At 69.8% G+C, this 19,311-nt stretch carries 19 protein-coding genes; 6 read left to right on the top strand and 13 right to left on the bottom strand.

All coding sequences use genetic code 11. The annotated features are described in order from the left end of the window. Nucleotides 1–28: 28 nt before the first annotated feature. Nucleotides 29–619: a hypothetical protein gene (locus tag E0H50_RS23730; RefSeq protein WP_131292208.1), complete on the top strand. Its 591-nt coding sequence runs from the start codon at nt 29–31 to the stop codon at nt 617–619. Here the strand turns inward: E0H50_RS23730 and E0H50_RS23725 are convergent. The 6 genes from E0H50_RS23725 to E0H50_RS23700 form a co-directional block, all read right to left on the bottom strand. Then, nucleotides 616–1,803, bottom strand: a complete 1,188-nt coding sequence (locus E0H50_RS23725; RefSeq protein WP_131292206.1) for an acetate/propionate family kinase — start codon at nt 1,801–1,803, stop codon at nt 616–618. The two genes, E0H50_RS23730 and E0H50_RS23725, sit on opposite strands and share 4 nt — an antisense overlap. Then, nucleotides 1,800–3,881, bottom strand: a complete 2,082-nt coding sequence (gene pta, locus E0H50_RS23720; protein ID WP_131292204.1) for a phosphate acetyltransferase — start codon at nt 3,879–3,881, stop codon at nt 1,800–1,802. Before pta ends, E0H50_RS23725 begins: the two co-directional genes overlap by 4 nt. 79 nt (nt 3,882–3,960) lie before the next feature. Further along, nucleotides 3,961–4,335, bottom strand: a complete 375-nt coding sequence (locus tag E0H50_RS23715; protein ID WP_131292202.1) for a hypothetical protein — start codon at nt 4,333–4,335, stop codon at nt 3,961–3,963. Beyond that, nucleotides 4,332–4,712, bottom strand: a complete 381-nt coding sequence (locus tag E0H50_RS23710; protein WP_131292200.1) for a VOC family protein — start codon at nt 4,710–4,712, stop codon at nt 4,332–4,334. The genes E0H50_RS23715 and E0H50_RS23710 overlap by 4 nt, the downstream gene beginning before the upstream one ends. A gap of 61 nt (nt 4,713–4,773) precedes the next feature. Next, the gene (locus E0H50_RS23705; protein ID WP_131292198.1) at nt 4,774–5,508 is read right to left on the bottom strand and encodes a helix-turn-helix transcriptional regulator; all 735 of its coding nucleotides are present in this window, start codon (nt 5,506–5,508) and stop codon (nt 4,774–4,776) included. A gap of 29 nt (nt 5,509–5,537) precedes the next feature. Then, nucleotides 5,538–6,161, bottom strand: a complete 624-nt coding sequence (locus tag E0H50_RS23700) for a VOC family protein (RefSeq protein WP_131292196.1) — start codon at nt 6,159–6,161, stop codon at nt 5,538–5,540. Between the two features lie 127 nt (nt 6,162–6,288). Between E0H50_RS23700 and E0H50_RS23695 the strand changes: the two genes are divergently transcribed. Then, nucleotides 6,289–8,004, top strand: coding sequence for a cation:proton antiporter (locus E0H50_RS23695; protein ID WP_131292194.1), 1,716 nt, complete (start codon nt 6,289–6,291; stop codon nt 8,002–8,004). A gap of 130 nt (nt 8,005–8,134) precedes the next feature. Here E0H50_RS23695 and E0H50_RS23690 read toward each other — a convergent pair whose 3' ends face one another. After that, nucleotides 8,135–9,535 (bottom strand): sulfatase family protein, encoded by a 1,401-nt coding sequence (locus E0H50_RS23690; RefSeq protein ID WP_131292192.1) that lies wholly within the window; start codon nt 9,533–9,535, stop codon nt 8,135–8,137. A gap of 64 nt (nt 9,536–9,599) precedes the next feature. Between E0H50_RS23690 and E0H50_RS23685 the strand changes: the two genes are divergently transcribed. After that, nucleotides 9,600–10,772 carry an ROK family transcriptional regulator gene (locus tag E0H50_RS23685; RefSeq protein WP_165547267.1) on the top strand — a complete coding sequence of 391 codons (1,173 nt, stop codon included), beginning with the start codon at nt 9,600–9,602 and terminating at the stop codon, nt 10,770–10,772. Beyond that, nucleotides 10,769–12,397, top strand: coding sequence for an alpha-L-arabinofuranosidase C-terminal domain-containing protein (locus E0H50_RS23680; protein ID WP_238151170.1), 1,629 nt, complete (start codon nt 10,769–10,771; stop codon nt 12,395–12,397). The genes E0H50_RS23685 and E0H50_RS23680 overlap by 4 nt, the downstream gene beginning before the upstream one ends. An 11-nt stretch (nt 12,398–12,408) precedes the next feature. On the opposite strand, the gene E0H50_RS23675 is transcribed toward E0H50_RS23680, so the two are convergent. The 5 genes from E0H50_RS23675 to E0H50_RS23660 form a co-directional block, all read right to left on the bottom strand. Continuing rightward, nucleotides 12,409–12,981 (bottom strand): GNAT family N-acetyltransferase, encoded by a 573-nt coding sequence (locus E0H50_RS23675; protein WP_131292188.1) that lies wholly within the window; start codon nt 12,979–12,981, stop codon nt 12,409–12,411. Further along, nucleotides 12,978–14,084 carry a DUF6042 family protein gene (locus tag E0H50_RS23670; RefSeq protein ID WP_131292186.1) on the bottom strand — a complete coding sequence of 369 codons (1,107 nt, stop codon included), beginning with the start codon at nt 14,082–14,084 and terminating at the stop codon, nt 12,978–12,980. Before E0H50_RS23670 ends, E0H50_RS23675 begins: the two co-directional genes overlap by 4 nt. Nucleotides 14,085–14,114: 30 nt before the next feature. Next, nucleotides 14,115–14,690, bottom strand: coding sequence for a dihydrofolate reductase family protein (locus E0H50_RS23665; RefSeq protein ID WP_131292184.1), 576 nt, complete (start codon nt 14,688–14,690; stop codon nt 14,115–14,117). Between the two features lie 91 nt (nt 14,691–14,781). After that, a complete protein-coding gene (locus tag E0H50_RS44240; RefSeq protein WP_272948516.1) occupies nt 14,782–14,907 on the bottom strand; it encodes a hypothetical protein in 126 nt (41 codons plus the stop codon). A 173-nt stretch (nt 14,908–15,080) separates the two neighbouring features. Next, entirely contained in the window at nt 15,081–15,725 is a 645-nt protein-coding gene (locus tag E0H50_RS23660) for a VOC family protein (RefSeq protein ID WP_131292182.1), read from the bottom strand. Nucleotides 15,726–15,798: 73 nt separating this feature from the next. Here E0H50_RS23660 and E0H50_RS23655 point away from each other — a divergent pair, with 73 nt between their 5' ends. Then, nucleotides 15,799–16,464: a transglycosylase SLT domain-containing protein gene (locus tag E0H50_RS23655; RefSeq protein ID WP_131292180.1), complete on the top strand. Its 666-nt coding sequence runs from the start codon at nt 15,799–15,801 to the stop codon at nt 16,462–16,464. A gap of 11 nt (nt 16,465–16,475) precedes the next feature. Continuing rightward, on the top strand, nt 16,476–17,075 hold the full coding sequence (locus tag E0H50_RS23650; protein ID WP_131292178.1) for a DUF1684 domain-containing protein: 600 nt from the start codon (nt 16,476–16,478) through the stop codon (nt 17,073–17,075). A 1-nt stretch (nt 17,076) separates the two neighbouring features. On the opposite strand, the gene E0H50_RS23645 is transcribed toward E0H50_RS23650, so the two are convergent. Further along, the gene (locus E0H50_RS23645; RefSeq protein WP_238151169.1) at nt 17,077–19,230 is read right to left on the bottom strand and encodes a DEAD/DEAH box helicase; all 2,154 of its coding nucleotides are present in this window, start codon (nt 19,228–19,230) and stop codon (nt 17,077–17,079) included. Nucleotides 19,231–19,311: the final 81 nt, after the last annotated feature.

Raw genomic sequence — 19,311 nt, 5'->3', positions numbered from 1 at the left:
GAGGACCCGACGGCACTTGGAGGTTCCGATGGCCCTGATCGAACTCACCCCGGACGACCTGTGCGCGATGGTGAGCGCTCCCTTCCCGTGTGAGGAAGGATCCGTGATCGACCCGATCGCGGTCGCTCATTTCCTGGGGCTCGTCGAAACCGGCGCGGCCGTCTTCGAGGACATCGAGGGCGGGTTCGCGCCCAAGGGCGGGCGGACGGCGGACGAGCGCCTCGCGCTGCTGTTCCTGGCCTGCTCGATGGAGGCGAGTCAGGCCGTGACCCGGGGGAGGACCGCGAGTCCGGACGCCGCCGAGGCCGAACCCGAACGTGCACACGTCAAGGACGCACTCGACGCGTTCACGGACGGTGTGATCGCGAGCCCGCCGGTGCTGACCACTGTGATCCCGGCACCTGGCACGGTCGTCGTGATCGGCACCGTCGTGATCAAGATCCCGACGCCGCCACCGGTGCCTCCGCGCTGGGAAGAGGGCGAGCAGCTCACCCGTACCGATCTGCTGGCGCTGGCCGTCCGATTCCAGTCCGCGTCGAAGATGCCGGACATCGGCACGACCGCGGAAGACCTCGCCGGAGCAGCCACCCGCCTCATCGACGCCGCGATGACCCGCTAACCGCCGACGACGTCCAGGGCTTGGCGGGCGATCTCCCACTCTTCGTTGGTGGGGATGACCAGGACGGCGACCGGACTGTCGTCGGTGGAAGCGATGTTGTCCGTGGGGTCGGCGTTGCGGGCCGGATCGAGATGGATACCCAGGCCTTCGAGCCCGCTGACAGCGGCCGCGCGGACCTCGGCCGAGTGCTGGCCGACCCCGGCAGTGAAGACGATCGCGTCGACCGTTCCGAGTACGGCGTAGTACGCGCCGATGTACTTCTTCAACCGGTAGCAGTAGACATCGAACGCGAGCTGGGCCCGCTCGTCCCCGGCCGCCCGGCGACGCGACACCTCCCGGAAGTCGTTCACGCCGGTCAGGCCCTTGAGCCCGGACTCCGAGTTCAGCGCCCGGTCGGTCTCCTCCGCGGACCGCCCCGCGACCCGCGCGAGAAGCCCGTGGATCGCTGGATCGAGGTCGCCCGACCGGGTCCCCATCACGAGACCCTCCAACGGCGTCAGCCCCATCGAGGTATCCACCGACCGGCCGCCCCGGACGGCGGTCGCGGAACACCCGTTGCCGAGGTGCAGCACGATCAAGTTCACGTCCTCCACCGACCGTCCGAGCAGCGCGGCGGCCTGTCCGGACACGAACGAGTGCGACGTCCCGTGGAACCCGTACCGCCGGATCCCGTACTCCTCCTGCCAGGCGGTCGGCACCGCGTACGTGTAGGCGTACGGCGGCAACGTCTGATGGAACGCGGTGTCGAAGACGGCCACATGCGGCAGGTCCGGCAGGAGCCGCCGCGCGACCTCGATACCTTCCAGATTCGCGGGATTGTGCAACGGCGCCAGCGGAACCAGCTCGGTCACCGCCGCGATCAGCTCGTCGTCGACCAACGCCGGCGCCGCGAACCTGTCGCCGCCGTGCACCACCCGGTGCCCGACCGCCACGATATCCACGTCACCGAGCGCGGGACCGTGCGTCTCGAACGCTTGTACGGCGGCCTCCAGCGCGGCTTCGTGATCCGCGACGGCCTGCTCGTCGTCGTACGAACCCGAAGGCCCGTGGTGCACGTGATGGCTCTGCTCCTCGCCGATCCGCTCGACCAGCCCGGTCGCCGCGGCCTCGCCGGTCTTCGCGTCGACCAGGCTGTACTTGAGCGACGACGAGCCGGCGTTGATCACCAGGACATGTCCACTCATCGCGTGCCACCCTGCTGTGCCTGGATCGCGGTGATCGCGACCGTGTTGATGATGTCCCGGACGGTCGCTCCGCGCGACAGGTCGTTGACCGGTTTGCGCAGACCCTGTAGGACCGGGCCGACCGCGACGGCGTTCGCCGAGCGCTGCACTGCCTTGTACGTGTTGTTGCCGGTGTTCAGGTCGGGGAACACGAACACCGTGGCCCGTCCGGCGACGGGGGAGTCCGGCAACTTCGTTCGCGCCACGGCCGCGTCGATCGCGGCGTCGTACTGGATGGGGCCCTCGACCGGCAGCTGCGGTGCGCGTTCGCGGACGATGTTCGTTGCCTTGGACACCTTTTCCACGTCGGTGCCGGCGCCGGACGTGCCGGTCGAGTACGACAGCATCGCGACCCGGGGCTCGACGCCGAACGCGACGGCGGTCGCCGCGGACGAGATCGCGATATCGGCGAGCTGCTCGGCCGTCGGGTCCGGGTTCACCGCGCAGTCGCCGTACACCAGGACCTGGTTCTGCAGGCACATGAAGAACACCGACGAGACGACGGACACGTCCGGGACGGTCTTCACGACCTCGAGGGCCGGCCGGATCGTGTGCGCGGTGGTGTGCACGGCGCCCGACACCATGCCGTCCGCGAGGCCGAGCTGGACCATCATCGTGCCGAAGTACGACACGTCACGGACCAGCTCGCGAGCACGGTCGAGGTCGACGCCGCGATGCTGCCGCAGCCGGTGGTACTCGGCGGCGAACTGCTCGGCAAGCTCACTGTTCTCCGGATGTACGACGCGCGCCGCGGTCGTGTCGACGCCGAGGGCCGCGGCCTTCGCGCTGATCGTGGTCGGATCGCCGAGCAGGGTGAGGTCGGCGACGCCTCTCCGCAGCAGTACGTCGGCCGCGCGCAGGATCCGCTCCTCCTCGCCCTCCGGCAGCACGATGTGCCTGCGGTCCGAGACAGCTCGGTCGACCAGTTGGTGCTCGAACATGAGGGGCGTCACCGCGCTGCTCCGGGCGAGCGCGAGCTGGTCGAGCAACGCCGTCCCGTCGACGTACTGGTCGAAGAGTGCCAGGGCCGTGTCGATCTTGCGCGGCGCGTCCTTCGTGAGCCGGCCGCGGACGGCGGTGAGCTTGGCGGAGGTCGCGTGCGTCCCGAGATCGGTCTCGATGATCGGCAATGTGACACCGAGGCCCTCGATCAGCCGCTGCACCTGGCCAGGGAGCTCGAAGCCGCCGTTGAGCACGATCGCGGCGATCTGCGGGAAGGTCCGGGACGCGTGCGCCATCAGTACGCCGAGCACGACCTCGGGTCGGTCGCCGGCGGTGACGACCGCGGCGCCGTCGAACAGCCGGTCCAGCACGTTCGGCATCGTCATCCCGGCGATCATCAGCCCGGTGACCTCGCGGGTCAGCAGCTGCGGGTCACCACTCAGCAGCCGGCCGTCGATCGGCGCCAGCAGGTCGGCGACGAGCGGCTGGTTCAGCACCGGTTCCTCGGGGATCGCGAACGCGGGCGCGCCGATACCGTCCAGTGCCGCGACGAGCGGCTTGCCCTCACCTTCGTCGACGCGGTTGGCGATCACCGCGAACAGCGAGCCGTGGTTCGCGGCGAGCTCGGCCGCGGCCATGTCGGCGATGGCCCGTACGTCGTGCGGCGTCCGGCCGAGCCCGTTCAGCACGAGCAGGACCGGCGCGCCGAGGTTCGCCGCGATCTTGGCGTTGAACGAGAACTCGGTCGGGGTGCCGACATCGGTGTAGTCGCTGCCGACGATCAGCACCGCGTCGGCCTGCTCGGCGACCGCGTGATACCGCTGGACGATGGTGTCCAGCGCCGCATCGGGGTCCTCGTGCACCTCGTCGTACGTCACCCCGACACCGTCGTCGTACGACTGCTCGACCGCGTCCTGCGAGATCAGAAGCTCGAGAACGTAGTCCCGCCCGCCATGCGTCGCGGTGTCCGCGCGCACGATCGGCCGGAACACCGCCACCCGTCCGACCCGCCGGGACAACTGGTGGAGCACCCCGAGAGCCACCGTCGACTTCCCGGTCGTGCCCTCCACCGAAGCAACGTAGACACTGCTACCCATACCGCGAACCCTACGGAACCGCGGGCTCCTGAAGTCGTGCAGGTGGCCGATCACGGTGTCGACCGTCATTCGGCCCGGCCTACCGGCCGGGGAGATTCTGGCGGGCGAAGGCGACGGCCTCGGTGAGGAGCGACTGCCAGAGGGCGCGGTCCGGTTCGGGGATGGTGACCCACTCGCGCATCGGGTGGCCGGTTGGGGCGAAGGGGGTGCCGGTGCCTGCGGCGATCAGCGCTGTCACTCGGTCGGCGGGGAGTTTGAGGATCAGGCCGGTGCCGTTCCGCTCGAGGCAGGCGACGAACTGGCCGGCCAGGCGGATGCACGGATGGCCCATGATCGTGCCGTGGCCGATCGCCGGGTCGTAGAGCAGGTCGTCGGTGAGCTCGTCGTACAGCTCCCGCGCAGCGTCCCCGCCGGCGGTGGCCGGCGGGGGCGTGCGCTTGGTGGGTCGGGTCATGCGGCGGGCGGGGTGAAGACCCCGAACTGGTTGCCGGCCGGGTCGCGGAGGTAGGCGAACGCCGGCGTGGTGTCGAGGCTCTTGGTGATGACGGTGCCGCCGAGCTGTTCGGCGTCGGCGCAGGTGGCCTCGATGTCGGCGACCAGGATGTAGAACACCGCGTGGTTCGGCAGCTGCCCGTTGGTGCCGAAGATGCCGCCCATCGGCCGGTCGGCGCCGGAGGCGGTGATGTTGCGGTACTCGAGGCCGGTGGCGGCGAGCCCGCCGTCGGACTCGAAGGTCCAGTCGAACAGGCTGCCGTAGAACTTCTGCGTGGTCTCGGGGTCGTCGGTCGCGACCTCGAACCAGGCCAGCGTGCCAGGGGCCGGAGTACTCATCGATCTCTCTCCTTCATCAGGTGGTCTGTGAGACCCAAGGTGTCAGCGATTGGCGACAGCCCTATGTCGGAGTTGGGAAAAGATCTTCGGGACGCAGCGCGGCATCCGGCAGTTTGGTCTCGTACCCGTCGACCTGGAGGTCGCCCGTCGCGAGCGGCCGGGACGGCGGTGTGGCGGTGCGCTCGGCGCGGGTGATCCGGTCCATGCGGAACACGCGGTCCTCCTGCCGCAGGTGACACCACGCGGTCAGGTACGAGCCGTTCGGCCCGACGACGACGTGCTGCGGCTCGACCTCGCGCTCGGTCCCGATCCCGCCGACGTCGGTGTACTCGATCCGCAGGACCTGGTTGTCCCGCACCGCCCGCCAGATCTGCTCGGCGATCTGCCCGTCCGGAGCAGGCACCGGCTGGACCAGCAGCCGCACCTTCGCGGCCGCGGTCCGCGCCTCGTCCAGATCCCGCGCCGGCATCGCGGCCACGATCTTCTGCAGCGCGGTTCGCGAGTCGCGGGCGAACAACACGTGCTCGCTGCGGCTCAGGGCCACCGCGACGGCCATCGCCTCCCGCGCGGTGAAGTTCAGCGGCGGGAGGCTCATCGACCGGTCCACGGAGTACCCGCCCGTGCGGCCCTGTTTCGTCGCCAGCGGTACGCCGGCCTGCCCGAGCGCACTGAGATCACGCTCGATGGTCCGCACGCTCACCTCGAAACGCGCCGCCAGTTGCCGCGCTGTACGCCCTCGAGGCCCCGCCGCCCGCAGCTCCTCGGCGAGCGCGTACAGCCGATCGATCCGGTTCATGCTCGCAGGCTAGGCGCGGCCATGGACATTTACTGCGGCAGTTCGGCTCCGGTGCGCTCCGCGAGCATGTAGGTCGCGTACCAGGTCGGCCAGTTCTCGTCGGCCTGGCCGGTGCGGGCCTCGTGCTCGCCGTGGGCGGCCGCGGCGCGCCGAAGGGCCGCTTCAAGGTCGTCGACGGAGCTGTACGTCGCATCGTCCACGCGCCCCGGCAGCCGCTTGGTGACCTCCTGCAACAGCCAGGTGTTGCCGTCCGGGTCGTTGAACGTCGCGAACGACCCATAGCTCGATCGCTCGTCGGCCGGCCCGGTCACCCGGCCGCCGGTGTCGCCGGCCTCGAACTGCGCGCCGGGAGCAGCCGGGTGGAAGACCTCGCTGACCTTGGCGCCGTGCGCCAGCAGTTCCGATCGGGCCGCCTCCACGTCGGTGACGACCAGGTAGAGCCCCTGCGCGGTGCCCGGCTCGGCCGAGGTGATGTTCGTGCCGAACTGAACCGAGGCAGGGGAGCCCGGAGGGGTGAACTGGACGACCCGGAACCCGTTGTCGAACGCGAAGTCCGCGTCCAGCCGCCAGCCGAGGCCGCTGTAGAACTCCTTCGACCGATCGGCGTCCGCGACCGGGACGACGACGGCTTCCAGCTTCAGGTCCGTGCTCATTGCTTCCTCCAGGGGATTCGACTCGTTCACCGACCTCCACTGTGCCGCCGCGGCACCCCCGTGACACCAGTGAGAGTCCCTGGTCATTACCCGGGGCCACCGGTGACCGGCCCTAGAGTGCTGTCACGTGGACCATCAGATCGTTCTGATCGCCGGAGCCGGGCTCGCGATCATGATCGCGGCCTCGGTGTTCGCCCGCCGGACCGGCGTCGCCGCGCCGCTGCTGCTCGTCGCCCTGGGCATCGGCGCCAGTTACCTGCCGAGCACGCCGGCCATCCACATCGAGCCCGAGATCATCCTCGCGGGCATCCTGCCGCCGCTGCTGTACGCGTCGGCGGTCCAGCTCCCGGTGCTCGACGTACGGCGGAACTTCGGGCTGATCTCGTGGTTGTCGATCGTGATGGTGATCGTGTCCGCGCTGGTGATCGGGCTGGTCGTGCACGCCCTGTTCCCGGGGATCTCGTTCGCGCTCGCCGTCGCACTCGGCGCGGTCGTCAGTCCGACCGACGCGGTCGCGGCGACCGCGATCGGGCACCGGGTCGGGCTCCCGCCGCGGCTGATGACCGTGCTCGAAGGTGAGAGTCTCGTCAACGACGCGTCGGCGCTCGTCGTCCTGCGTACGGCGGTCGCGGCGCTCGCCGTCACCACCCACTTCAGCCTCGGCCACACCGCGCTCGACTTCGCCTGGGCGGTCGTCGGCGCGATCCTGATCGGTACGGCCATCGGCCTGCTGACCGTCGTACTGCGGCAGCGCCTGGACGACCCGGTGCTCAACACCACGATCTCGTTCGCCGTACCGTTCCTCGCGTACTTCCCGGCCGAGGAGGTGCACGCGTCCGGCGTACTCGCTGTGGTGGTCGCTGGTCTGCTGACCGGAGCGCTCGGCAGCCGGAAGTTCAGTGCGCGCGATCGGCAGACGCAGGCGACGACCTGGACGACGATCAGCTTCATCCTGGAGAGCGGCGTCTTCCTCGCGATGGGGTACCAGTTGCCGGAGCTTGTCGACGATGCCCGCGCGGAGACGACACTCGGCGAGATCACCGGGCTCGTTCTGCTGGTGGTCGGTCTGCTGGTCGTCCTGCGTTTCCTCGGTCTGGCCTGGCCCTGGCTGCAGAGCCGGTTCGGCCGGAGCGACCGGCGCGAGCAGGTGCGGGCCCAGCTGGACCAGTTCGAGGAGCACCTGGACTCGATGGAGCCGGCCGGTGCGCGCGAGGAGAACCGCCTCGCCTGGGCGCGCAAACGGCTCGCCCGCGGCCGGGCGGACGCCGACTTCGAGGAGCGGGAACCGATCACCGGCCGTGGCCTGCTCGTGCTCGCCTGGGCCGGGATGCGCGGCGTCGTGACGGTCGCGGCCGCGCAGACGATCCCGGCCGGTACGCCACACCGGGACACGGTCGTGCTCGCGGCGTTCATCGTCGCGCTGATCACGCTGGTGCTGTTCGGGATCTCGCTGCCCGCGGTGATCGCGAGGATGCGGTTCCGTGCGGAGAGCAGTGCGGACAAGCGCGACTCGGTGCAGGCCCTGATGCGGCAGATCGGCGAGGCCGCGATCGACGCGGTCGGCCCGCTCGAGGAGCAGACCGTCGACGGCGAGCCCCTCGATCCGGTCGTGGTCAGCACACTGAAGGACCGGATCGTGCCGCGACTGGTCTCCGGGAGCCAGCGGCTCCGGGAGACCAAGGCGGACACCCGCGAACAGATGGAGATCTTGCAGCGCCGCTACCTGGACGCAATGCGCGAAGCCCTCGGAACCGAACGCAGCATCGGCGTCTACAGCTCCGAGACCTACCGCCAGGTCGAATCCTTCCTGGACACCGTCGAGCAGCGCTTCACCACCTCCTAGCCCTCAAGCTGCCGGTGCTCGGCGCCGCAGATCGCACTGGGGATAGGCGGTGGGGGGTGGCGACAAGCAATTGTTTGTTCCCGGTCACCGCCGGGTGTTCCCAGTGGGCGAACCGGCCAGCCGGAGCTTCTTACCAGTCCGCGACGCGTTCCTGGCTGCGGTCCTCGGTGGCGACCAGGACGTCGAGGAGGAACTCCTGGAGCTCGGTCCGGATGTCTCGATGCAGGGGGTCGTCCCAGAGGTTCTGCAGCTCGTTCGGGTCGGCGGTGAGGTCGTACAGCTCGCCGGTCCGTTCCCTGGTGGTTGCGGGGGAGCTGTGCTGGACGACGAGCTTCCACTGGTCGCGCCGGAGCATCGTGAGGTGGACCGGCTCCGGGTACGGGTGCCCGCTGTTGCGGTACTCGCTCAGCGCCCAGCCACGCCCCGCCGCGCGATTGGTGGCCAACGGCAACAGATCCTGCCCCTCGCCGAGCGGCGGCAGCCCGGCGGCGGCGAGGATCGTGGCGCCGACGTCGATCCACTGGACCAGCTCGGTGTTCCGGGTGCCGGCCGGGATCACGGAAGGCCGGCGCAGGATCAGCGGGACGCGGACGGCCTGCTCGTACATCATCGGGCCCTTCAGCATCAGCGCGTGGTCGCCGAGCATCTCGCCGTGGTCGCTGGTGAAGACGACGAGCGTGTCGTCGCTGAGCCCTTCCGCGTCGAGCGCGTCCAGAATCCGTCCGACCTGGTCGTCGACGAGCGTCACCATCGCGTAGTACGCCGCCTTCACCTCTTGCAGCTCTTCCGGGCTGTACGACGTGAACCCGCGCGCGTGGCCGGCGTACGACGCGTGCGACGCCTCGGTCTGGATCGCCGGCTTCCCGGCCAGGTCGTCGGGAAGCGGGCGGCTGAGTGCCTTGTCCCGGTAACGGCGTACGTAGTCCTCCGGGGCGCCGAAGCCGTGGTGCGGGTCGAAGAAGTTGGCGATGAACAAGAACGGCTTGTCGCGGTCGCGGGACCGGGTCAGGAAGTCGATCGTCTGCTCGCCGATCCAGTGGCTGTAGTGGATCTCGGCGGGGAGCGTGTCGTAGTCGACCTCTGTACCGGCCAGGTCCGGACGTACCGTGTGCAGCCAGCGGTGGTACTCGTTCTCGGACGAGCCCGGGTACGGGTCGTGGGCCCAGCGGAAGACGCGGAAACCGTCGTCGTGCCGCTTCTCCGAACGGCCGCCGAAGCAGGCGTTGAGATGGAACTTGCCGACCAGGCCGCAGTCGTACCCGGCGTCGGCGAGCTCCTTGCTGAACAGGCGCTCGTGCTCCGGGAGGCCGACGCCGTTCGCCCAGAGGCCGTGCTGGTGCACGTACCGGCTCGTCATCAGGCTGGCGCGGGACGGGCCGCAGACCGGGTTCTGCACGTAGCAGTTCTCGAACAGCGCGCCCTGCGCGGCGAGCCGGTCGAGGTTCGGGGTCTCGATCTCGTCGTTGCCGGAGGCACTGAGCGCGGAGAACCGCTGCTGGTCGGTGCAGAGGAGCAGAACGTTCGGCCGCATGCGGACAGTGTATTAAAACTGGAGTGTTGACATAAATAGGGTCCGGCGGTCAGAGTCGGATCCCGTGGGAAGCGAATCGTCCGGACCGCTCCGGCTGCTCCGGGAGACACACGAAGAACGGGTGCTGTCCCTCCTGCGCGCCCGAGGCCCGCTGACCCGCGCCCAGCTGACGGAACAGACGAATCTGTCCCGCGCGACGCTCTCGTCGATCATCCAGACCCTCCTGACCAAGCAGGCGCTGGTCGAGGTCCGCGAGGCGGCGGGCGGGGTTGCTCGGGGGCGTGGGCGGCCGGTTTCGGTGGTGTCGCTGAATCCGGTCGGTGGGCTCGCGCTGGGGATCGATCTCGGGCAGCGCCGGATCCAGGTGACGATCTCGAACGTCGCGCACGAGTTCGTCGCCACGGGCGCGGTCGCCTGCGTGGACCGTACGCCGTGGACCCGCCGCCTGCGGCTCGCACTGGACCTGGTCGACGACCTGACCACCCGCCACGACCTCTCGCTGACCGCACTCGCCGGAGTCGGCGTCGGCATCGTCGGACCCGTGTCGACCGAAGGCTCGTCGGCAGCCGGCCGGTCCGCCGATCGGATCGCGCTGGTGCGGGACACGCTGCGTGCGAGGTTCGGCGTACCCGTGCATGTGGACAACAACACGCGGCTAGCAGCGCTAGCGGAGGCGGTGTGGGGTGCCGGTGCGGGCGTGGACAGCGCGCTGTACCTGCGGCTGTCGTACGGCGTCGGCGGCGGGATCGTGCTGGGCGGACGACTGCTCGCGGGAGCCGGCGGTGCTGCGGGGGAGCTCGGGCACATCAGCGTGGACCGCGACGGACCGGCCTGCCCCTGCGGCGGCCGCGGTTGCCTCGAGCGCTACGTGTCGCTGACGACCCTGCAAGAGCAATGCGAGAACGTCCTCGACACCCGCGACGACAGGGCCCGCGACCTGCTGGCAGACGCCGGCGCACGCGTCGGCGAGGTACTGGCCGCCGCCTGCAACACCGTCAACCCGGAAGTCGTCGTGATCGGCGGCGAACTGGCCGAGACCGGCGACCATCTGTTCAAGCCACTGCAAGCCGCGTTCCGCAGGCACACCCACAGCCAGGTCCACCGCTCCGTACGAATCACCTGCGCAGCATTAGGCCCCGACGCCGCAGCCCGCGGCGGCATCGCGCTGGTACTCACCTCATCGCCGGCCAGCCCGAACGTGCTCAGTGCTCCCGACCTGGAGGCCTCCCACCCGTGATTCCCGTCGCGACGATCGACATCCGCAGGGGCCGGCGGCACGCCATCGACCCGATGATCTACGGGCACTTCCTGGAGTCCGCGTTCTTCGGCAACATCGAGGGCGGTGTGTTCGACGAGGGCTCACCCCTGGCGTACGGCGGCGACAGCCCGCGGAACGGTCTCCGGACCGACGTGATCGCACTCTGCCGGGAGCTCGGTCTCCCGGTGGTCCGCTGGCCGGGCGGCAACTTCACGTCGGCGTACCACTGGGAGGGCGGCATCGGGCCGCGTGACTCGCGGCCGCGGCGGCTGGAGCTGGCGTGGGGATCCGAGGAGAGCAACCACTTCGGCACCGACGAGTTCCTGGCCTGGTGCGCCGAGGTCGGGACCGAGCCGTACCTCGCGCACAGTTGCCGCGACGTCGACGAGGCGGTCCGGTGGCTCGAGTACACCAACTACGCCGGTGACACCGAGTTCACCCGGCGGCGGGCGCGCAACGGCCACCCGGCGCCGTACGGCGTGAAGTACTGGGGGCTGGGCAACGAGGTGTACGGCGACTGGCAGATGGGTCATCGTAGCGTCGCCGCGTACGCCGCCGACGCGGCCGAACACGCCCGTTTCCTGCGCGCCGTCGACCCGTCGCTCAAGTTCGTCGCGGTCGGCAGGACCGATGACCGCGACGGCTGGACCGAGACCGTACTAGGGGCCGTCGGCAACCAGATCGACTACCTGTCGTTCCATCTCTACGGCGCGACCACCCAGCAGGTCGACGGCGCCTCCGAGTACGACGCGATCGTTGCCCAATCGCTCTACTTCGAGCAGCAGATCGTCCAGTACTCGGATCTGGTCGGCGGGCTGGCGGCGAGGAACGCCGGAGAACGTCCGCTGGCGCTCTCGCTCGACGAATGGAACATCCGGCACGTCGAGCCCGCGACCTGGCCCGAGCCGCAGCCGTCCGACGACGGCGGGACGGTCGCCCGCGAGGTCGACGGCCTGGCGACCCATCCGGCGCACAGGGTGAACCGATGGAGTCCGCGGACGCTCGCCGACGCGCTCTTCTACGCCGGTGTCTTCCATGCCCTGCACCGCGCCGGTGATCGCGAGGTCCCGGTCGCGATGGCGAACACGGTGAACCTGCTGAACGCGAACGGCGTCATCGTTGCCCGCCCCAACGGTGCCGTGCGCGCGGCGACGTACCACGTCTGGGATCTGTACCAGAACCACCTCGGTCCGGTCGCGCTCGCCGCCGACGTACGGTCGCCCGGCCGGCTGACCGCTGTACGGCAGGGTGACGAGCGGGACCACCGCGGCGAGTTCCGCACCTACCCGGCGACGGTGCCGGATCTGGACGTTTCGGCGACTCAGACGGCCGACGGCGGGTCGATCCGCGTGGCCGTCATCAACCGCCACCGGGACAACGCGATCCGCGCCGGGCTGAGCCTCGACGAGCGTCGGGACGCCCTGCCTGCGCGGGCAGGGGTGAAGCAGCTGACCGCGGACGACGTTCTCGCGTCGAACAGCCTGAGCACCCCGGACGCCGTGAGTCTGCGCGACCTGGGGGCCGTCGAACTGACCGATGCAAGCTACGACTTCCCGCCGCACAGCATCACGCTGCTGTCCTTCGACCTCGACGTCCCGGACTAGCGTCCGCGGGCTCAGCGGAGGTCGAGGCGCATGAGGATGCGGGGGTGGCCGGCGAGGGTTGACGTGGTGTCGGCGGACTTGGTGAAGCCGGCGTGCTCGAAGTTCTTGCGGATCCCGGCGTACGCCATCGTCAGATCGACCTTGCTGTCGCCGTTGTCGAGCGGATAGGCCTCGACGACCGGCGCGCCGTTCTCCCGCGCGAACTCGACGGCGCCGGCGATCAGCGCGTGCGAGATGCCCTGGCCGCGGTGCCCCGGCCGGACCCGGATGCACCACAACGACCACACCGGCAGGTCGTCCACCTGCGGGATCTTCCGGTTCCGGGCGAACGTCGTCGCCGCCCGCGGCGCGATCGCGGCCCATCCCACCGGCGTGTCACCGTCGTACGCGAGCACGCCCGGAGCAGGCGTCGCCTGACAGAGCTCCTCGACGTACGCACCCCGCGCCGGCCCACGAAGAGCGTTGTTGAGCTTGGACGGAATCCGATAACTCAAGCAGAAGCACACGTTGGACGTCGGCGACTTCGGTCCGATCACCGCCCGCACATCCTCGTAGACATCCGCAGGCCGTACGTCGATACTCACCTCGGTCTCCCAGCTGGACAAATCGTCAACGAAACCCCATCCGGCGCATGCCACTCCACCTCGAGCAGCTTGCGATCCTCGGCGTACCGCAGGGTTCTACGTACGTCGTCCTCCGAGGCCGAGGTCCGTTCCGCGAGGGAGGCGATCGTCTGCTCGCCGCCACCCCAGAACACGACCGACACCAGATCCGCGGCGTACCCGGTGAACTGCTTCACCGCCTGCGCGCCATCGAGCCAGGTGACCACGTCAGCCGGTAGCCGCAGCACGTCCTTCGCGGCGGGCTTGTCGTCGATGGCGACGTACCGCGTGCCGTCGAACGTGAGGATCTGGAGCGCGACGTACAGGGGGAGGAGGTCGCGCCGGACCCGCGGCTCGGGGACGCGGACCTGCCGGGCGATCTCGGCCGGCGTCGGCCAGCCCTCGCGGGGATGACTGACGCGGAACGTCTGATCGAGCCAGTTCGGACCGCGATGGTGATCGGCACCCCAGCTGTCGATGTCGGCGACGGTCATGCCGGCCGCAGAACCGCCCCATTCGACGACGCCGGCGACCTCCATCTCCTGGTACCCGAGCACCGATCCCCATCCCGGGTCGGCCTCGCGCACCGGCGACCGGTGGCGGCGGAGCCAGCGGGGTGGGTCCGCGGGGTCCTGGTCCGGCCAGAAGTCCAGTTGCCAGAGGTCGGTCGGCTGGAGATCGTCCTCGTCCTCCGGGAGTTCGCGTGCAGGGGGCAGCGGGCGGTGAGCCGCGCGGATGCGGTACATCCCGGGCTCACCCAGCCGCAGATGCTCGCCACCCGGGCCCGTCGTGAGTCCGGTGAGCCCGACGGCTCCGCTCGGGCTCAGGTACGGAACCTCGAAGACATCGCTCCACTGGTCGTCGTCCGCGGGGCGATCGTCGCGCAGTTGCAGACGGACGACACACGGCCCGTCCCCGCCCGCGGCGTACAACCACCCGCGTCCCGACCGCCCGAGCGTGCCGACCGGATGCGCGTCGTTAGCGGTCAGGTCCTCGTACCACGACCCCCCGCGCACGTCCTGCACCACGAGAATCCCGTCCTCGGGCATGTAGTGCTCGTCCTCGTGCCACCCCAGTACACCCATGCGCGAACCGTAGTACAGGGGTCCGACAACTCAGTGCTGGACGGCGTACACCAGTTTCTGGATGCCGTTGCCGTAGGACTCGCTCGACGTGAGGTTGAGGTTGAGCTTGTCGCGGTCGGCGTCGCTGAAGAGGCGCTTGCCGGCGCCGAGGAGGACGGGGAAGACCAGCAGGTTGTACTGGTCGATCAGGCCCGCGTCGGAGAGGTTGCGGTTGAGGGTGGCGCTGCCGTGGACGATGATCGGGCCGCCCTCGGTCTCCTTCAGCGCGGCGACGTCGTCGAGGGAACGCAGGATCGTGGTCTCGCCCCAGTTCGACACCAGGTCGCTGTCCTGGAGGGTGGTCGAGACGACGTACTTCCGCATCGCGTTGTAGCCGGCGAACTCCTCGACCATCCCCGGCCAGACCGGCGAGAACGCCTGGTAGCTGACCCGGCCGAGCAGCAGCGCGGTGGAGGCTTCCTGCTCCTCGCCCTTGACTGCGTACGCCGCCTCGTCGAACGCGATGTCCTTGAAGGTCCAGCCGGTGTTGCGGTAGCCCGGCTCGCCGCCGGGCGAGTCCACGACGCCGTCGAGGGAGATGAACGCGGTGGTGATGAGGGAACGCATCTGGTGCTCCTTGATCAAGTGGTGTGAGGTGCTCGTGCCTGAGCGTCGGGCGGGTCGCGGCGGATACGACATCCGTGAAATGTGACGCCGGTCACTTCGCGGTGACGATCCAGGCAGCGGAGTCGAACGGGACGCCGTCGCCGCTGTCGTGCGCCGCGAGCATCGCACGCAAACCGGTTCTAGCGCGCTCCGCGTCGGGCGGGGTCAGCCTCCACACCCCAACATCAATCACGCGATCCCCGTCCCGCACCCGGGGATCAGGGAACAGGGAACAGGCAATGGTGGGTGGGCACCTGGTATTGCCTGTCCCGAGTCACCATTGCCTGTTCCCGGTCACCAGTGCGCGTTCCCGGTGCGTGTCCGCCCCAGTCAGTAGGCGCGGTGCGCGGGTCAGGCCGCGTGGAAGGTGACTGGGGTGCCGTCGGGGTCCTGGGTGTCGGGGGTGGGGGTCTCGGTGGTGAACGCCAGGTGGGCGATGGTGGCGGCGGGTGGGGGTACGAGCTTCACGGTGTCGGCGCCCAGCCGGAAGGTGTCGTCGGCGATGCGTTCCATGCCGAGGTGGGTGCCGTAGAACTCGGCCGCAGCCTCGGCGTCGGGTGCCGCGACCGCGACGTGCGTGAACCCGAGCACCGGCCCCGTCGTGATCGGTGCGACGCGGAACTCCTCCGAGCGCTGGAGGAGTTCGACGCGCACACCGTTCGGGTCGGACAGGAACGCGAGCCGGCCCTGCCCGCTCCCCGCCACGCGCGGCGACGAGAGTTCGGCGTACCCGAGGTCCATCAGCCGCGCGTAGTCGCCGTCGAGGTCGTCGGTCATGAAGCCGATGTGGTTCAGCCCGTACGTCGCCTGCGGGTCGGGCTCCTCGTGGTGGAGCAGCTCGACCAGGCCGGTCGCGAGCTGGATGTGTACCCGGTTGACGCGCGGACCGGGCATGAACAAGCGGTCGACCACCTCCGCCCCGAGCCCGCCGTAGAACGACAGGCTCGCCTCGAGATCCTGTACCCGACCACCGACATGGTTCAGCTCGTAGATCACCCGACCACCGTAGCAAGCGCTTTCCGGAAGTGTCGCTGATCGGCGCGTTGCCCGGACTGACTACGGTGGTGGGGTGGCGAAACGCTGGGGGTGGGTGGCGGTCGGAGTACTGCTCGTAGGGGTCTGGGCGGCCTGTTCCGACAAAGAAGACACCACCACCAAGACGAGCCCCACCGCGAAGCCGGCCGCCACGAACCCGACAGCGACGGCCAAGCCGACCGCGAAGACCACGACGTCGAAACCCTGGTACGACGACTACGATCCGGCGCACTTCGCCCCCGACGTGCGCCGGTACGCCAAGCAGGCCGGGATCAACCCGCAGTTGCTGATGGCAATCTTGTACAACGAGTCGTACAAGCCGCACGACCCGAAGTTCGAGCGGCAGTGGGCGGAGGTGGACTCCGACCCGGCGTTCGGGATCGCGAACATGCACAAACCCGCGTTCGACGAGACCAAACGCGGCCGCGACTTCGCCCGGCGGAAGTGGGAAGAGCTGCCCGACAACCCCGCCCTGGCGATCCAGGCCGCGGCCTGGCACCTGCACGACCTCGCGCGACGGCTGCCGGCCCAGCGCGCCGACCTCTACACCAAGGACGAGTTGCTTGCCCTCGGCTACAACGCCGGCGGCGGCAACATGCGGATCTTCGCGCGCGGCCGCAAGGCCGGTTCGCAGGCGCAGTCGTACGTCGACCGCTTGCACGACAACTGGGCGAAGTCCGCCGAAGCACTCAAGAGCTGACAGGAGAACCCGTGACGTTCGCGGCCCCCGCACTAGCCGTAGCCGACTGGCGCCGCCAGGTCTTCGCGCTCTACCAGGCCGTCCGCGCCGAGCCCGACCCAGCCGCCGCCCACGCCCACTGGCAAGCCACCCGCAACGACCTGCTGACGGAGCACCCCGCCTCTCCGGTGCCGATCGAACGGCGCGACCGGTACGCCGGGGCGCCCGTCGCGGCGTACCGCCCCGAGTTCAGATTCGAGGCGACCATTGACACCGACGTGAAGCCGTTCACGTGGGAGTTCCAGTCCGCGACCGACGGCGTGATCCCGTTCTCGCGCGTCGGCGTACTCCATCTACCGGTGGGGGTCCTGGACGTCTGGTGGCTGGAGTCGTACGGCGGCGGTCTCTTCGTCCCGGTCAAGGACGCGAGCAGCTCGACGTACGGCGGCGGCCGCTACCTGATCGACACGGTGAAAGGCGCCGACCTCGGCAGCGACCCGCATGAGTTCGTCGTCGATCTGAACTTCGCGTACAACCCGTCCTGCGCCTACAGCCCGGAGTGGACCTGCCCCCTCGCACCGGCAACCAACACGCTGAGTGTCGAGCTGCCGGTGGGGGAGTTGTCAGGCTAGGTCAGGCAGCAGCTTCCAGGGCCCGGGTGAGCAGTGCGGCCAGCGCTTCGAGCTGGAAGTCGGCGGAGGAGCCGACCTCTTCGTCGGAGCCGTCGAGGGCCTTGGCGGCCAGACCGGCCTTGGCGTCGATCAGGTCCGCCACCCGGGTGTCGATGGTCTGGGCGGCGATGATCCGCCACGCGGTCACCGGCTCGTCCTGGCCGATCCGGTGCACCCGGTCGATGGCCTGGGTCTGCTCGGCGTTGGTCCACGACAGCTCGGCGAGCACGACGTTCGACGAGACCTGCAGGTTGAGGCCGACGCCCGCGGTCAGCAGCGAGCAGACCGCGATCGACACGTCGGGGTCGTTGACGAAGGCATCGATGTTCTTCTGCCGGGTACGCGCGGTCTGGTCGCCGCGGATCGAGGAGTACCGGATGCCGCGCTCGGCGAACAGTTCCTCGGCGGTGTCCATCACCTCGATGTGGCGGGCGAAGAACACCACCTTGCCGACGTTCTGCGCGAGCTGCGCCGCGTAGTCGGCGGCCAGGCCGGCTTTCGCCTGACCGATCCGGCGGAACAGGCTGAACACGTTGTCGCCGGTCTTCTTGGCCGCCATCTCGGTCCGTTCCCAGCCGGCCACCTGGCGGACCAGGTCGTGGTCGATACCGTCCACGACGACACCCGAACGGCGGGTCTCGAGCGCGGTCCGGTACCGCTCGACGAGCCGGTCCGCGAGCTCGCGCTCCGCGGCCCGGATCGAGCGGCCGACGGCGCCGTCGAGCTCGACGGGAAGGTCGGCGATCCGGCGGGCCGGGATGTCCGCGGCCACGTCGACCTTGCGACGCCGGACGATGCCCATGTCGATCACGCTGGCCCGCGCGGCCGCGTTGAACCCGGGATCGGCCGGGGTCAGGTCGGTCGCGTCGAGCTTCTCCATCAGCTCGGCCCGCGGCGCCTTCTCGTCGATCCAGCCGAGGAACTCCCAGATCGCGGTGAAGTCCTCGATCGAGTTGATCAGCGGCGTACCGGTGAGGGCCATCAGCAGCGGCCGGGCGGTCCGGCTGCGGATCCGGTTGGACAGGTCGAGCACGTTCCGGGACCGCTGCGACTTCTTGTTCTTGATGAAGTGCGCCTCGTCGACGACCATGCCGCGGAACCCGAGGTCGCCGAGCCAGCCGACGTGCCGGTCGAGGATCTCGTAGTTCACCACCACGATGTCCGCGAAGCCGTCGATGGAGTCGCCGTCGCCGTGGATGACGGTCGGCGTACGGCGCGGTGTCCAGAGGCCGGCCTCGCGGGCCCAGTTCGTCTTGACGACGTTCGGCACGACGGCCAGCAGGGGATAGGCGTCGGCGGCCTGCGCGGCGAGCAGCGCCTGGGCGGTCTTGCCCAGACCCGGCTCGTCGGCGAGCAGGAACGTCCGGTGGCCCTCGGCCGCGGCTTCGATCAGACCGGCCTGGTGCGGCATCAGTTCGAGGCCGCGGAGGCGGAGCGCGTCGATACCGCCGGCGAGCCGGAGCGACTTCGGGTCGGGCAGGTGCATGGTGGCCGAGGCCGCGGCGTGCTCGAAGGAGCGCAGCAGCGGTCCGATCAGCTCCCAGCCGCCCAGCCGGCTCGGCTTGGACGCGCGGGCGGGGGCGTTGGAGAAGTCCGGGGTCAGGAACGGGTTGGCGAGCTGCCGCGAGACGACCGCCTGCGGCACCACCCGGCGGGTCTGCGTCTCCGGGGGAGCGACCGGTTGCTCCGGCTCCGCCTCCTCCGGCGCCTCCATGCCGGCGTCCTCCAGCATCTGCCGCTTCAGCGCGGCAGCGGCCTCGGAGATCACCGCGTCCTCGGCCAGCAGACCGAGCAGCGAAGGCTCCAGCGCGGCGGTCTTCGCCAGGATCGTCGCGATCCCGTCGAGCCGCCGGAGCTGCTCGGTGCGGTACGCCTCGGTGGCGGACTCGGCGCCGTTCACCCGGGCCCGCTCCTCGCGGACCAGCAGGGCGACGATCTGGAATTTCGTCCGGGTCGACGCCTTGATCGCGCCACGGGTGACCGCGGCCTCGACCTCGCGCACGGCCTGTGCGAGGACCTGGATCAGACCGTCGGACTCGCCGTCACGGACGCGACGCCGGCGACGGGGAGCGGAACGGGTAGCGCCGGGCTGGCGCTGACCTCGTCGGGCCAACATTTCCTCCTGTGTCGTGCCACGACCGAGCCGTGGCGGAACCCCAGACCACGCGAGGACCGACCCGTCGACCAGACGCCATGC

This window comes from Kribbella sindirgiensis (assembly GCF_004331435.1).
Classification (GTDB): Bacteria; Actinomycetota; Actinomycetes; order Propionibacteriales; family Kribbellaceae; genus Kribbella; species Kribbella sindirgiensis.
Note: the sequence above shows the minus strand (reverse complement) of the source record. Positions and strands in the feature narration are given on the sequence as shown.